The sequence below is a fragment of the Microbacterium sp. genome, from assembly GCF_031178525.1.
Taxonomy (GTDB): domain Bacteria; phylum Actinomycetota; class Actinomycetes; order Actinomycetales; family Microbacteriaceae; genus Microbacterium.
The window spans coordinates 1-14,070 of the sequence record NZ_JAPSJA010000023.1 but is presented as its reverse complement, the minus strand read 5'-3'; the positions used below and the strand labels follow the sequence as shown (position 1 = coordinate 14,070).

General features: G+C 71.6%; 13 protein-coding genes. 4 read left to right on the top strand and 9 right to left on the bottom strand.

Features of this window, described 5'->3' with window-relative positions:
* Positions 1 to 79 precede the first annotated feature (79 nt).
* The 3 genes from RIF89_RS03175 to RIF89_RS03165 all read right to left on the bottom strand — a co-directional run bounded on the left by RIF89_RS03175 (position 80) and on the right by RIF89_RS03165 (position 3,483).
* Complete coding sequence (locus tag RIF89_RS03175) at positions 80 to 277, bottom strand: hypothetical protein (RefSeq protein WP_309067709.1); 198 nt, start codon at positions 275 to 277, stop codon at positions 80 to 82.
* Between the two features lie 137 nt (positions 278 to 414).
* Complete coding sequence (locus RIF89_RS03170) at positions 415 to 2,016, bottom strand: SLC13 family permease (protein ID WP_309067708.1); 1,602 nt, start codon at positions 2,014 to 2,016, stop codon at positions 415 to 417.
* A 102-nt stretch (positions 2,017 to 2,118) separates the two neighbouring features.
* Positions 2,119 to 3,483 carry an aminomethyl transferase family protein gene (locus RIF89_RS03165; RefSeq protein WP_309067707.1) on the bottom strand — a complete coding sequence of 455 codons (1,365 nt, stop codon included), beginning with the start codon at positions 3,481 to 3,483 and terminating at the stop codon, positions 2,119 to 2,121.
* A gap of 116 nt (positions 3,484 to 3,599) precedes the next feature.
* On the opposite strand from RIF89_RS03165, the gene RIF89_RS03160 reads away from it, so the two are divergent.
* Entirely contained in the window at positions 3,600 to 4,460 is an 861-nt protein-coding gene (locus RIF89_RS03160) for an IclR family transcriptional regulator (protein ID WP_309067706.1), read from the top strand.
* Between the two features lie 3 nt (positions 4,461 to 4,463).
* Here the strand turns inward: RIF89_RS03160 and RIF89_RS03155 are convergent, their stop codons facing one another.
* Both RIF89_RS03155 and RIF89_RS03150 read right to left on the bottom strand, forming a co-directional pair.
* Positions 4,464 to 5,444 (bottom strand): hypothetical protein, encoded by a 981-nt coding sequence (locus RIF89_RS03155; protein WP_309067705.1) that lies wholly within the window; start codon positions 5,442 to 5,444, stop codon positions 4,464 to 4,466.
* Between the two features lie 66 nt (positions 5,445 to 5,510).
* Positions 5,511 to 6,044: a hypothetical protein gene (locus RIF89_RS03150; RefSeq protein WP_309067704.1), complete on the bottom strand. Its 534-nt coding sequence runs from the start codon at positions 6,042 to 6,044 to the stop codon at positions 5,511 to 5,513.
* A 262-nt stretch (positions 6,045 to 6,306) separates the two neighbouring features.
* Here RIF89_RS03150 and RIF89_RS03145 point away from each other — a divergent pair, with 262 nt between their 5' ends.
* A complete protein-coding gene (locus RIF89_RS03145) occupies positions 6,307 to 7,926 on the top strand; it encodes an L-lactate permease (protein WP_309067703.1) in 1,620 nt (539 codons plus the stop codon).
* 40 nt (positions 7,927 to 7,966) lie between these two features.
* On the opposite strand, the gene RIF89_RS03140 is transcribed toward RIF89_RS03145, so the two are convergent.
* The 4 genes from RIF89_RS03140 to RIF89_RS03125 form a co-directional block, all read right to left on the bottom strand.
* Entirely contained in the window at positions 7,967 to 9,508 is a 1,542-nt protein-coding gene (locus tag RIF89_RS03140) for an ATP-dependent DNA ligase (RefSeq protein ID WP_309067702.1), read from the bottom strand.
* Between the two features lie 76 nt (positions 9,509 to 9,584).
* Positions 9,585 to 10,205 carry a DapH/DapD/GlmU-related protein gene (locus RIF89_RS03135; RefSeq protein WP_309067701.1) on the bottom strand — a complete coding sequence of 207 codons (621 nt, stop codon included), beginning with the start codon at positions 10,203 to 10,205 and terminating at the stop codon, positions 9,585 to 9,587.
* Positions 10,205 to 10,600 carry a cupin domain-containing protein gene (locus RIF89_RS03130; RefSeq protein WP_309067700.1) on the bottom strand — a complete coding sequence of 132 codons (396 nt, stop codon included), beginning with the start codon at positions 10,598 to 10,600 and terminating at the stop codon, positions 10,205 to 10,207. Before RIF89_RS03130 ends, RIF89_RS03135 begins: the two co-directional genes overlap by 1 nt.
* Positions 10,601 to 10,614: 14 nt before the next feature.
* Positions 10,615 to 11,634 carry a zinc-dependent alcohol dehydrogenase family protein gene (locus RIF89_RS03125; RefSeq protein ID WP_309067699.1) on the bottom strand — a complete coding sequence of 340 codons (1,020 nt, stop codon included), beginning with the start codon at positions 11,632 to 11,634 and terminating at the stop codon, positions 10,615 to 10,617.
* Positions 11,635 to 11,768: 134 nt separating this feature from the next.
* Between RIF89_RS03125 and RIF89_RS03120 the strand changes: the two genes are divergently transcribed.
* Together RIF89_RS03120 and RIF89_RS03115 are read left to right on the top strand one after the other, a co-directional pair.
* A complete protein-coding gene (locus tag RIF89_RS03120) occupies positions 11,769 to 12,644 on the top strand; it encodes a helix-turn-helix transcriptional regulator (protein WP_309067698.1) in 876 nt (291 codons plus the stop codon).
* Between the two features lie 82 nt (positions 12,645 to 12,726).
* Positions 12,727 to 13,911 (top strand): FAD/NAD(P)-binding oxidoreductase, encoded by a 1,185-nt coding sequence (locus RIF89_RS03115; protein ID WP_309067697.1) that lies wholly within the window; start codon positions 12,727 to 12,729, stop codon positions 13,909 to 13,911.
* Positions 13,912 to 14,070: the final 159 nt, after the last annotated feature.

Genomic DNA, 14,070 nt, shown 5'->3' with positions numbered 1-14,070 from the left:
GGCGGGGGGGCCGCCCCCCCCGCCGCCCCCCCTTCTCGCTGTCCGCGTCGCGGTCAGCAGTCGTGGTCAGTGCTCGAGCTCACCAGTCGACCGGGGCGCGGAAGGTGGACGCGCGGTCACCCGACGACCAGTCGACGGGAGCCCAGTCGACGGGGGCGACCCAGTCGACTGGGGCGGGCTTGGGGGCGGCGTTGGCGGCGACGCCACCGCCAACCACGAGGAGGGTCGCGGTCGCGAGCGCCGCGCTCGTGATGCGGATCCAACGGAATCTGGTCATGGCACGTCCTTCAGCGGGAGGGTCTGACCCTCGGGTAGCCGCCGCGGGCGCGGCCGCATCTGCCCTCACCATACGGGCGCGACGATCCCGTTGTCACCCATCTTTTCCGCAGATCTCCGCAGAAAGTCCCGAGAGGGTCAGAACGGCCAGATCACGGGCACGTACAGCACGGCGACGGCGGTCCAGATGACCGCGAGCGGCAGGCCCAGCCGCCAGTAGTCCCCGAAGCGGTAGCCGCCCGGCTCGAGCACCATCGTGTTGGCCGGGGTCGCGATGGGGGTGAAGAAGGCAGCGGCTCCCGCGACCGTGAGCGACATCAGGAACGGCAGCGGGGAGACGTCGAGCGCGGCGGCGGTGGACAGCGAGATCGGCATCATCACGAGCACTGTCGCGACGTTGCTGATCACCTGACCCAGCGCGATGGTGAGCACGCACAGCGCCAGCAGCACGAGATGCGGGCTCCCGGTGCCCACGACCGAGAGCACCATCTCGGCGACCGCCTCCGCGGCGCCCGTCTTCACGAACGCGGCCGACAGCGGGATCATGCCGGCGATCAGCACGACAGTCGACCAGTGCACGGCGCGGAACGCGTCGCGCATCGGCAGCACGCGCGCCAGCACGACGGCTCCGGCCGCGAGCATCCCCGCCACCACCGCCGGCACGATGCCGCTGACGAGCAGCGCGACCATCAGGATCAGAATGACGACCGCACGCCGGGCGCCACGTCCGAGTGGGATCGCGCGGCGCAGCGACTGCGGCGCGGTCACGGCCACGACGTCCGCCTGCGCGACGAAGCGCTCCAGCGCCTCCCATGCCCCCTGCACGAGCAGGGCGTCGCCCGCGCGGAGCACCCAGCCGTGTGGCACGCGAGCGTCCGTGCCCGCCATCTCGGCGGATCCGGATCCGTCGTGCCCCGCGGAGGAGCGCACCGACACGATCACGAGCTGCTCGCCGAACATCGTCATCCCCGGCTGCACGTGACGGTCGATGTACCTCGAGCGCGGCGGCAGCATGACCTCCACCGCGCCCTCGTCCGCCGTGAACACCGGCCCGGTGCGCAGACCGTAGCTGTCGCGCAGCTGCGTCCGCTGGGCCGCCGGATCGATCAGGCCCTCGAGCGCGTGCGGGTGCCGCTCGGGCAGCAGCCGTCCCCCGAACGCCACGGTGGTCGCGACGGTGAGCACGAGCAGCGGCGCGCCCACGAGCGCGAACTCGAAGAAGCCGAACGGACGCGCTCCCTCCGCAGCGGCGGCATCCGACACGATCACATTGACCGGCGTGCCGGTGAGGGTGAGGAGCGATCCGGCGTGCGCGGCGAACGCGAGCGGGATGAGCAGACGCGAGGGAGCGATACCGGCGCGGGCGGCGACCACGACGACGAGCGGCAGCAGGGCGGCGACCGCGCCGTTGATGCTGATGAACGCCGTGATCACCGCGGCGACGAGCGAGACGACCACGGTGATGCGGCGTCGGCGCGTTCCCGACAGCCGGGTCACCTGCCGCGCGGCCCACGCGGTGACGCCCGTCGCATCCAGCGCGTCGCCCACGATGAACAGCGACGCGATCAGGATCGGCGTCGGGTCGGAGAACCCGGCGAGCGCCTCCGGAAGCTCGAGCACCCCGCTGAGGAACAGCGCCAGCGCCACTCCGCACGCCACGACCGCCAGCGGCACCCGGCCGCTCGCGAACGCCGCGAGCGCGAGCGCCATGATCACGAACGTCGCGACCATCGGGTCCATGCGGCCCACCCTAGCGACGGACGGGCCGGGGCTGAGCAGGGTGAGAGCCCCTGTTCGTCGAGCGAGCGCAGCGAGTCGGGACGGCCCCGGACCTCCCGAGGGCTACAGGTCCCGATACGCCGTGCGGGCGTAGTCGTGGTACGGCGCGGGGGCGACCGTCGCGGCGATGCGCACCTGGCGGTGCGGCTCGACGTTGCTCTTGGCGGAGTTGGGGCCCTCGCCCCACAGCACCTCCACGCGCGCACCGTCGGGCACGTTCACGTCGATCGAGGCGAGCGACAGGTAGAGCTGGTCGTACGCGACATAGCCCGCGTCCGTCGAGACGCCCACGCGACGACCCTCCTGCTGCACGTCGTCGAACTGGTAGAAGCCATAGCGGGCCTTGGGCCACTCCAGGTACTTCGCCGGCGTGCCGGGCTCGAGCTGCGACCGCGTGACCTCCGCCACGTCCGACGCGTCCCAGATCAGGGTGACCTTGCGACGGGCGGGGGACCCGGCGATGCGCTGCAGTGCCTCCTTCCCGATGAACTCGTGATCGAAGTTCACCGAGCGCCCGAGGCCCAGGTCGTACGGCGTGAGCAGGAAGTCCTCGACCGATCCGTGCAGCGAGCCGCCGATGGATCCCGCACGCGCGAGGGGGAGCCACTCGCGGTACTCGGCGAACAGCGGGTCGTCGTCGAAGATCGCCGGGAACGGCGTCGGCACCCAGCCCGACTCGAGCGGCGTGACGGAGTACGCCTTGGAACCGATCCGCTCGATCCCGAACTCTGCGCCCGCCTCGAGCAGCGCCGCACGCACGCTCTCGCCCTCGGCGTACGGGCCGAAGAACTCGAAACCCGGCTGCCCGGCCATGCCGTGACGCAGGCCCTGCACGGTCGTGCCCGCGAACGAGAAGTCGTGGATGTGGAAGAACTTCACCTCCGGCACGGGCCCGCCGAGCAGCTTCTCGAGCACGGCGTGGGCGTGCGGTCCCTGCAGCTCGTAGCGGTAGAACGTCGGGTCGCCCTCGCGCATGTTCGCGTTGCCCTCGAGGCGGTACCGGATGTCCTTGCCGCTGCGCTCGGCGTGGAAGCGCACCCAGTCGATCAGCACGTGGTGGCCGACCAGCGCGACCTTCTCCCCGTGCGCGGTGGCGTGGTTCAGATGGAACAGGATGCCGTCGCCGATCACGTGACCGGACGGAGCCACCGAGATCAGCTGCTTCGCGACGCCGGGGCGGAAGTTCGAGAACGTGTTCACGGCGATCGCGCTCAGCACCTCGGCGATGTCCTCGCCCTCGAGAAAGAGCTGCGTCATGTGGTGCGACTGGTCCATCAGCGCGACCGAGTCGTTCCACGACTTGGACTCGGTGCGCCAGTTGGAGAACTCCGGATGCACGGGGAACGTGAACGCGGGATAGTCCACGTTGCGCAGCAGCTCCACCGGGTCTCCGACGCGGGCGAGGGCCTGGGCGAGGGTCTCTGACATTGACGATCTCCTTCGATCGGATGGGTGCGGCCAGCGTAGGAATGGGGCATGCTGTGCGGAACCCCTGCTTCCGTTCAGAGGAAGTCGACCGACCGACGCGAGGAGGCCGCCCCCAGATGGCCCGTTCCTCCGACGGCACGTCCGCGCTCACTCGCGTGCTGACGGTGCTCGACGCATTCACGGCGGATCATCCGTTCCTCTCGCTCACGCAGATCCAGCGCCGCACGGACATCCCGCTGTCCTCCGTGCACCGGATCGTCGCCGAACTCGTGGGACACGGCCTGATCGAGCCGGTGGCGGGCCGGCGATACCGACTCGGCAACCGCCTGTGGGAGATCGGCAGCAAGACGCCCGGCGCCCTGGGCCTGCGCGAGATCGCCGAGCCGTACCTGCGGCGCCTGCACGACGTGCTCGGCCAGCACGTGCAACTCGCCGTGCGCATCGACACCGATGTCCTGATCATCGAGCGGATCTCCGCCCCGGACGCGGTGATCAACGGCTCCATCGTGGGCGGCAGGATCGCGATCCCCCACTCGTCGAGCGGGCTCGTCTTCCTCGCGTTCGGCGAGACCGGGCTGTTCGACGCGGTGGTCGCGAAGGGGTGGGCGCCGATCACGTCGACGGGCCCGGAGGACGCCGAGGCGCTGGGGGCGGAGGTGGATGCCACGCGCCGCCGCGGATACGCTCGCGCGGACGGCTGGATCCACCCGGCCTCCCGTGGCCTCGCCGCGCCGGTGCGCGGATCGGAGGACGTGGTCGTGGGCGCGCTCGGCGCGGTCATCCCGAACGACGCATCCTCGCCCCGCCGCACCGCCGCGCTGCTGCAGGAGACGGCGCACCGCATGTCGGAGGCGCTGCTGCGCGCGTACCTGCCGGCCGGCCATCCCCGCGCACTGCCGGGCGGCAGCCTCCGCGCGCTCGTGTCGTCCTCGGTCGAGTCGATGCGCTTCCTCGAGCGGCGCGCGCGCGAGCGCTGAGCGTCAGCGCACGTCGTGTCGCCGCCGCAGGAGCCAGGCGACGCCGCTGATCAGCAGGATGAGCACGATGCCGACCGCCGCGGGCAGCAGGATGTTCGGTGCGGGGCCGTCGACCTTCGAGACCGCAGTGCCCTCGTCGGGGAACGTCACCGTGGCGCGCGCCTCGCGGGACAGCGTGCCACTGCGCACTTCGAGCACCGCCGTCCAGGGGCCTTCGGGCAGGTCGCCGCTCAACGGCACGACGAGGTCGCCGGACTTCCCCGGGGCGAGAGTCGTGACCCCTGCGGCATCGAACGGACCTGCCGCGAGACTGCTCGGCCCGTTCTCGAGCCGCAGCACGCCCGACAGATCCAACGCGCGTCCGCCGGTATTGGTCACCGTGGCGATGACGACGGGAGCCTCGTCGCCCTCCCGAGTCGCAGCGATCGTGTCGATCTCGAAGTCGGAAGCCGGTGCCCCACCGGCACCGACGGACAGGTACATGCGCACGCCCACACGGCTGGCCGTCACCACCGCCGTCTCCGAGGTGGCGGCATTTCGCACCTCGGCCCAGATCGCACCGTAGTGCTCCCCTTCGGACGCGTCGTCGGGGATCGTCACGGTCACGAGGGTCTGCACGGCTTCCCCTGGAGCGAGCCGGAGCGCGGGGTCGGCGACCGAGGTCCAGCTGGTCAGGTCGCTCGCGGCGTCACCGTCCCGCCCGACGAAGACCCCCGCGCGGATGTCGGCCGCCCCGGCGTAGACGTGGACCACCTGATCCACGCCGGTGTCGTTCGACACCTCGACGCGGCGCTGGATCGTCGTCCCGGGCGTGAGGTGGTCGACGACATAAGCGCGGGCACGCGGATCGTCCTGGGCGGCGGCGGGGATGTCGACGAGTCGGATGCCGATGCTGCCGGTGCGGTCAGGGGCATCGGCGGAGGCGTCCACGCTGGGGGCGACGACGAGGACGCAGAGGAAGAAGATCGCCAGAAGGGGGCGCATGAGGTCTCCAGGTGCAGGGGGAGGGCGAGGCGCTGAAGCGCCCCGCCCTCCCCGCATGTGTCTCGATCAGCTGACGGAGTGCGTCAGCGTCGCCTGGTAGTCGCCCGCCGTGGCGGTCTTGGGCACCGTGATGGAGACGTCGGCTCCCCAGGAGACCTGGTTGTTGCCCGCCGGATCGGTGACGGTCATCGTGTTGGCCCCGACCGCCGGCGTGACGGCGTTGTACGCGTCGGTGCTCGCCGACTGGATGTTCTCGGGAGCGTAGGTGAACGACGCGGCCGTGAACGGCGTCCCGTCGACCACCGGCGCACCGTTCGCGTCGACGACAGCGAACTGGCTGAGGCTGACGGTGGCGGTCCAGCCGATCGTGTCGGATGTGTCATCGGTCACGGTCACCGGGGCCAGTGTGCCCGAGGCCGCACTGCCGGGCGCGGCGCCGCTGAGCGTCAATGTGCCGGGGACGGTGACGGAGAGAGCTCCGGCGTTCACGGTGACGGTCGTGGTGGTGCCGTCTTCGGCGGCGACGGCGGAGCCGGCGGTAGCGAGGACAAGGGCAGAAGCGCCGGCGAAGGACAGCGCGATGCGATTGATGGTGCGCACGGGGGTACTTTCTTCGACGTCCGCTGAGCGGACGGGTGGGGGGGTAGGCGCTGCACTCGCACCGATCGGGACGGCATAGCGGTATTTCGGGTGTTCCGCACGCGATTGCAGCGCTCTGAACGTTATTGAGTGCCCTAAACGTGACCAACTCAGCTCTCACTCATCGGGATATTGGTGACACCGGAATGTTCGCTTCGGGTCGAGCAGAAGCCGAGCGAATGGGGCTATCGAGTGTCTGCGGCCCGCCGCTAGCGTGGCGGCCATGTGGAACCAGCAGATCGATCCGCTCGGCGCGATCGCGCTGTCCGCACTCGTCGCGGCCGTGCCGATCCTCGTCTTCCTGCTCTGCCTCGTGGTGTTCAAGATGAAGGGCGTCACGGCGGGAGTCATCGCGACCGTGCTGCAGATCGCGATCGCGGCCTGGCCGTTCGGGATGCCCGCCGGGTCGATCGCGGGTGCCGCGCTCGGGGGCATCCTGACCTCCGTGTGGCCGATCGCGTACATCATCGTGATGGCCGTGTGGCTGTACCGGCTGACGGTCGCGAGCGGCCGCTTCGACGTCATCCGGGCGAGCATCGCGGGCGTCTCCCCGGACCAGCGCGTGCAGGTGCTGCTGATCAGCTTCGCGTTCGGCGCTTTCCTCGAAGGCGCGGCGGGGTTCGGCGTGCCGATCGCGATCTGCGCCGCACTGCTCGTGCAGCTCGGCTTCGGCCCCGTCAAGGCTGCGATGCTGTCGCTCGTCGCGAACGTCGCGGCGGGCGCCTACGGCGCGATCGGCATCCCGGTCATCGTCGGCGCACAGGTCGGGGGCGTCGACCTCGCGCGCCTGTCGGTGCAGATGGTGGTGGTGCTGCAGCTGCTGGCGCTGGCGACGCCCTTCCTGCTCGTGATGATCCTGGACGGCTGGCGCGGCGTGCGCGAGACCCTGCCGATGACCGCCGCGGTCAGCGTCGCCTTCAGCGCGAGCCAGGCGGCGATCCTGTGCTTCCTCGGTCCGGACCTCGCCGACATCATCCCCGGGCTGCTCACGATGGTGGTCGTGTTCGCGGTGGGCAGGGCCTGGCGGCCTCGCCGCATCTACCGCGAGCCGGGCGCGCCCGAGCCGACGAGCGCCTCCCAGTCGTTCGGTGACGTGGTCGTCGCGTGGAGCCCGTTCTACATCCTCACCGGCGTGATCTTCGTGTGGAGCCTGCCCTGGTTCAAGGCGCTGTTCGCCGTGGACGGGCCGCTGTCGGGGCTGGTCGCGCGTGTCCCGATCCCGGGCGTGACCGGCGTGATCGTGCCGTACGGCGCGGAAGAGCCGGTCGCGACGACGTGGGAGTGGACCGCGGTGAACGCGACGGGGACGGCCATCCTGCTCTCGGTGCTCATCACGTTCTTCACGACGCCGCAGCTGCGCTCGAGCGCCCTGTGGCGGGAGCTGCGCGAGACGCTGCGCTCGCTGTGGCAGCCGATCCTGCTCATTACGCTGGTGCTCATCGTCGCGAACGTCGCGAACTACTCGGGCGGATCGACGGGGATCGGCACCGCGATCGCCGGCCTGGGGGCGATCTTCCCGCTGCTGGCCCCCGTGATCGGCTGGTTCGGCGTCTTCATCACCGGATCCGTGGTGAACAACAACACGCTGTTCGCGGGCCTGCAGACCGTGACGGCCGGGCAGATCGGGGTGGACCCGACCCTGCTGGTCGCCGCCAACACCTCGGGTGGCGCGGTCGCGAAGCTCGTTTCCCCGCAATCGATCGCGATCGCCGCCGGCGCCGTGGGCCTGACAGGGCGCGAGGGCGAGATCCTGCGCGCCGTGATCGGCTGGAGCCTCGCCATGCTGGGCGTCGTGTGCGTGTGGGTGATGCTGCTGTCGCTCGTGATGCCGCACGCGGCGTGACCCCCGCTCTCCCGCCGAACGGACGACGGAGCCCGCGTACTCAGCCGCGCAGCAGCGCCCGCAGCGCGTCGATCGTGTCGGCCTCGGCGGCGGGCTTGTCCTCGCGGTACGACTTCACGCGCGCGAAGCGCAGCGCGACGCCGCCCGGGTAGCGCGATGAGCGCTGCACGCCGTCGATCGCGATCTCGACGACCGTCTCGGGCCGCACGTGCACGGCGTAGGCGGTGCGGTGGGTCTCGATCGTCGGGAAGTGCTCGCTCTGCCAGCGCAGCGTCGCGTCGGTCAGCCCCTTGAAGGTCTTGCCCACCATGACGAAGCCGCCGGGCTCGCCGAACGCCCCGTCCGGATCCCGGGCGCCCAGATGCAGGTTCGACAGCAGGCCGCTGCGCCGACCCGAACCCCATTCGACCGCGAGCACGACGAGATCGAACGTGAGCACGGGCTTCACCTTGAGCCAGCCCTTGCCGCGGCGGCCCGCGGTGTACGGCGAGTCGACAGCCTTCACCATCACGCCCTCATGTCCGGCCGCGAGCGCGGCGCGGGCGAACTCCTCGGCCGCTTCCGGCTCGGCCGTGACGATCCCCGGCATGCGCAGATCGCCGACCACCCGCTCGAGCGTCTCGAGTCGCGACCGCAGCGGCTCGTCGATCACGTCGTGCCCGTCGACGTGCAGGATGTCGAAGAACCACGGACGCAGCGCGATGGCGGCGGCGGTCTCGGACCCGAAGCGCGCCATCGTGTCCTGAAACGGGCGCGGCGATCCGTCGTCGTCGAGCGAGAGCGTCTCGCCGTCGAGGATGACGCGCTCGGCGGGCAGCGCCCGCACGGCGTCCACGAGCTCGGGCACCCGATGCGTGACGTCGGCGAGGCTGCGGGTGTAGACCCGGACGTCCTCGCCGTCCGGCCGCGCGCGATCGAGATGCACCTGGATGCGGGCGCCGTCGAGCTTGTACTCGACCGACACGTCGGTGCCGACCGCCGTCATCGCGGCGGCCACCGATGAGGCGGTCGAGGCGAGCATGGGCTGCACGGGCCGGCCGACGCGCAGCCCGACGCCCGCGAGCTCCTCTGCCGTACCGGTCAGGGCGATCGCCGCGGTGTGCCCGAGGTCGCCCGACAGCATCGCCGCGCGCCGCACGGTCGCACCCTCGCGCCCGGCCGCCCTGGCGATCGCGTCGAGCAGCACCCCCTCGAGGGCGCCGGTGCGCAGCTCACCGAGGATGACCCGTGCGACGAAGTCCCACTCGGGCCCGGTCGCACGCCGCGCGAGCGTCTCGAGCTCGCGGCGGCGGGCGTCGTTCGACCCCGCGCCCGCGGCCGCCGCGAGGCGGTCGAGCGCCGCGTCGACGTCGAGCACCGTGAGGTCGGCGGCCTCGGCGTGCTCGACGGCGAGGTTCGACAGGCCGCGCCAGCCGACACCCAGCCGCCCCTGTCGCGGGCTCGCGGTCAGGAAGCCGATCGCGGGCGCGATCTCGTCCGGCTCCAACTCACTTAGCACGCCCGCGAGTGTCGCCACCTTCTGCAGCCGCGACGACGTGGCAGCCACGGCCTGAGTCGCGGTGACGAGTTCGCTCAGCAGCATGGGCATCATTGTGTCGCGCGGCACCGACACGCGCGCCGGGCTTGACGACGCCGCAAGGGAGCCCCGGTCCGGCGGCTCAGGCGGGGACGTCGCCGCCGGGAGGCGGGACGCGACGGACGACCCGGGCCGGCGACCCGACGACCACGGCGCCGGAGGGGACGTCCTTGGTGACGACGGCCGCCGCGGCGACGACCGCGTCGTCGCCGATCGTGACGCCGGGCAGGACGGTGACGTTCGCGCCGATCCAGACGTTGCGGCCGATCACGATCGGCGCCGGCAGGAGATCGCCGCGCCGAGCGGGATCGAGATCGTGGTTCAGCGTCGCGAACACGGTGTTGTGCCCGATCAGGCAATCGTCCCCGATCGTGATTCCGCCCTGATCCTGGAACGCACAGCCCGAGTTGATGAACACCCGCCTGCCCAGCGTGATGTTCCGCCCGAAGTCCGAGCGCAACGGCGGGAAGACGGTCACCGTGTCATCCACCGCCCTCCCCGTGAGCCCCGCCAGCAGCTCACGCACCCGCTCGGGCGGGTGACATCCGCTGTTGAGTTCGCCGGTGACCCGCAGCGCCGCCTGACTGATCCGGTGCATCGTGAGGTGGTGCGGGGATCCGGCGGCGATGCGCCCGCCGGCGTTCAGCGCATCCAGCAGTGCGGCGAGTTCGGCGTCACGACTTTCCGCGGTCGTCCCGGACATCAGCGGGCGCCGTACTCCGCGTCGGTGACGTGCTCTCCCCACACCGCGCTCGGCTGACCGGGCAGCGTGTCCCACACCGCGAGGTGGGTCATGAAGCTGTCGGGCGCGGCGCCGTGCCAGTGCTCCTCGCCGGGCGGGCAGACGGCGGTCTGGCCGGCAGGCACTTCGACGATCGCCCCGCCGCGGGCCTGGACGAGCGCGACGCCCTCGAGGACGTGCAGCGTCTGGCCGCCGGGATGGGCGTGCCACGCGGTGCGCGCGGCGGGCGCGAAGCGCACGATCCCCGCGTTCGCCTGCTGGCCGGGTGCGGCCGGCTGCGTGACCGGGTCGAGCCAGACGTCGCCCGTGAACCACTCGGGCGGGTTCTTCACGGTCGCGTTCCGTGTGATCTCCATGTCGTCTCCCCCGTTCAGACCGTCAGAAGCACCTTGGTGGCGCGGCGCTCGTCCATGGCGCGGTAGCCCTCCGCCGCGTCCTCGAGCGGCAGCGTGAGGTCGAAGACCTTTCCCGGGTCGATCCGGCGGTCCCAGATGAGCTGGATCAGCTCGGGCAGGAAGCGGCGCACGGGTGCGGGGCCGCCGTGCAGGTGCACGCCGGAGAAGAACAGCGACAGCCCGTCGAGCGAGACGCCGTGCGAGACGCCGACGTAGCCGACGTGGCCGCCGGGGCGGGTGGCGCCGATCGCCTGCATCATCGCCTCCTGGGTGCCGACGGCCTCGATGACCGAGTGCGCGCCGTAGCCGCCCGTGAGCTCCTTGATGCGCGCGACGCCCTCCTCGCCGCGCTCCTCGACGATGTCGGTCGCGCCGAACTCGCGGGCCAGCGCCTGCCGATCCGCGTGCCGGCTCATGGCGATGATCCGCTCGGCGCCCAGCTGCTTCGCGGCGAGGACGCCGAGCAGGCCCACGGCGCCGTCGCCGACGACGGCGACGGTCTTTCCGGGCCCGGCCTCGGCGGCGACGGCGGCGAACCAGCCGGTGCCGAGCACGTCGGACGCGGCGAGCAGCGAGGGGATGAGGTCGGGGTCGGGCTGGCCGGGCGTCGCGACGAGCGTGCCGTCTGCGAGCGGGATGCGCGCGTACTCGGCCTGCGTGCCGATCGCGCCCATGGGCTTGGCGTGGATGCAGCGCGACTGGTAGCCGGCCTGGCAGATCTCGCACGTGTTGTCCGAGGCGAAGAAGGATCCGACCACGAAGTCGCCGACCTTCAGCGTCTCCACGTCGGCGCCGATCTCCGTGACGACTCCGACGTACTCGTGGCCCATCGGCGCCTGGTCGATGGGCTCGATGCCGCGGTACGGCCACAGGTCGGATCCGCAGATGCAGGACGCCGCGAGGCGGATGATCGCATCCGTCGGCTCGACGATCGTGGGGGTCTCGCGATCCTCCACCCGGACGTCGCCGGGCGCGTGCATGATGACTCCGCGCATGCTGAATCTCCTTAGGACGAGGGCTGGGCTGTCGAGACCAGCTTCGTCCTGATGTCATCCGCGCGGGAGTCCCTGCCCAGACGTGTACCGGCAGGGCACCCCTCGTCGGGCGCCACCGACCTACCCTCGTCCATATGGACAACCGAGCCGAGGTGCGCGAGTTCCTCATGAGCCGGCGAGCGCGACTGACCCCGGACGCCGCGGGCCTGCCGGCGGGCCCGAACCGACGGGTGGAGGGGCTGCGACGCAGCGAGGTCGCCGCGCTTGCGGGTGTGAGCGTCGAGTACTACGCAAAGCTCGAGCGCGGAGCGATCGCGGGAGCCTCCGCTTCCGTGCTCGACGCCGTCTCGCGTGCCCTGCAGCTCGACGACACCGAGCGCGCCCACCTGCTCGATCTCGCCCGCGCCGCCGACGGCATCCCGACGAGCGGACGTCCGCGCCGCCGGACGGGGAAGCCGGGTGCTTCCCGACCGAGCCTGCAGTGGGCGCTGCGGGCGATCACCGACGCCGTCGCGTTCGTGCGGGACACCCGCCAGAACCTGCTCGCCGTGAACGAGCTCGGCCGCGCGTTCTACTCGCCGGTGATCGGGGACGGCGGCCGTCTGCCGAACCTCGCGCGCTTCCAGTTCCTCGACCCGGCCGCGCGCGAGTTCTATCCCGACTGGGAGCTGTTCGCCGAGATGTGCGTCGCGATCATGCGCGCCGAGGCGGGTCGCGACCCGCACGACAAGGCCATGCAGGATCTCGTGGGCGAGCTGTCGACGCGCAGCGAGACGTTCCGCACCCTGTGGGCGACGCACAACGTGCGCACGCACGGATCGGGCACCAAGCGCTTCCGCCATCCGGTCGTCGGCGAGCTGACCCTCGCGTACGAGGAGCTCGCCCTCACGGCCGAGCCCGGCAACGTGATGATGATCTACACGGCCGAGCCCGGATCCGACTCCGCCGAGCGTCTGCGGCTGCTCGCGTCCTGGGCCGCGCAGCAGCCCGCCGCCGCGCCCGGCGCCTGAGCGCGCGGGCCGCCCTGGGAGGCCGATCCGGCGCTTGGCAAGCCCATCCCCCGAACGAGCGAAGATCCGTATCGTCGCGCACATGGCCACCCATGCGCATGATGTCGTGATCGTCGGCGGCGGCAACGGCGGGATCGCCGCGGCCGCACAGCTGCGCCGGAAGGGCGCGTCGGACGTCGCGCTGGTCGATCCCGCCCTGATGCACGTCTACAAGCCCCTGCAGAACTACGTCGGCACGGGCCTCGCCGCACCGTCGACGCTGACGAAGCCGCAGGCTGACGTCATGCCCGACGGCGTCACCTGGTATCGCTCGGCCGCGCGCCGGATCGACGGCGGCACGCGCCGGATCGAGCTCGCCGACGGGACGGAGCTGCGCGCGGCGGATCTCGTGATCGCCTGCGGTGCGGTGACGGACTGGGACGCAATCCCGGGCGCCGCCGCGGCGCTCGACAGCGGCCACGCGTGCACGACGTTCGAGCGGGACCGCCTCGAGGACACGTGGGACTGGATCCGGTCCGTGACCTCGGGACGCGCGGTGTTCACGCTGCACGAACAGCCGGCATCCGGTCGGGAGACGGCGCTGAAGCCGCTGTTCCTCGCCTGCGACCACTGGCGCCGACGCGGCGTGCTGAAGGACATCGACGTGCGCCTGCTGCACGACGGCGACGCGCTGCATCCCGTCGCCGAGATCGATGCGGAGATCCACCGCCACCTGGAGGCGTACGGCATCGAGCTCACGCTCGGAGCACGCGTGGACGGCATAGACGGTGGCACGGTGACGGTCGACGTGCAAGGCCGACGTGAGGAGGTCGAGACCGACCTGCTGCACCTGCTGCCCCCCTACAAGGCGCCGGATCTCATCCCGGCGTCGGGCCTCGACGGCCCCGGCACGGGGGGATTCGCGGCGGTCGATCCGCTGACGCTGCGCCACCCCGACCACCCGCGCGTGTGGTGCATCGGTGACGCCGCCGACATCGGCGACGCCCGCACGGGCGGGGCGCTGCGCCACCAGGTGCAGACCGTGGTCGCGAACATCGCCCACCGCCGGGCGGGCCGTCCGCTGACGCACTACGACGGCTACACGGTGGCACCCATCACCACATCGCGCCGCTCGCTCAGCTTCGGCGAGTACGACAGCCGCACGCACGAGGTGCGCCGCACCACGGGGATCCTCGACAACATCCGCTCGCGGCCGTGGTGGTACGCGCTCGACCGGTACGTGCTCCCGCGCATCTATTGGCACGGCATCCTGAAGGGCCGCGTCTGAGGCGCTGATCGGCGCCGGACGGGCGCCGCTCCACCGTGGCGGATCGCTTCAGCGCCGCTTCAGGGCGCTCGGCCACACTGGAGGCATGCGGATCCTGGTGGTCGACGACGAGGTGCGCCTCGCCGAGGGCGTGCGCCGCGGCCTGGAGGCCGAGGGATT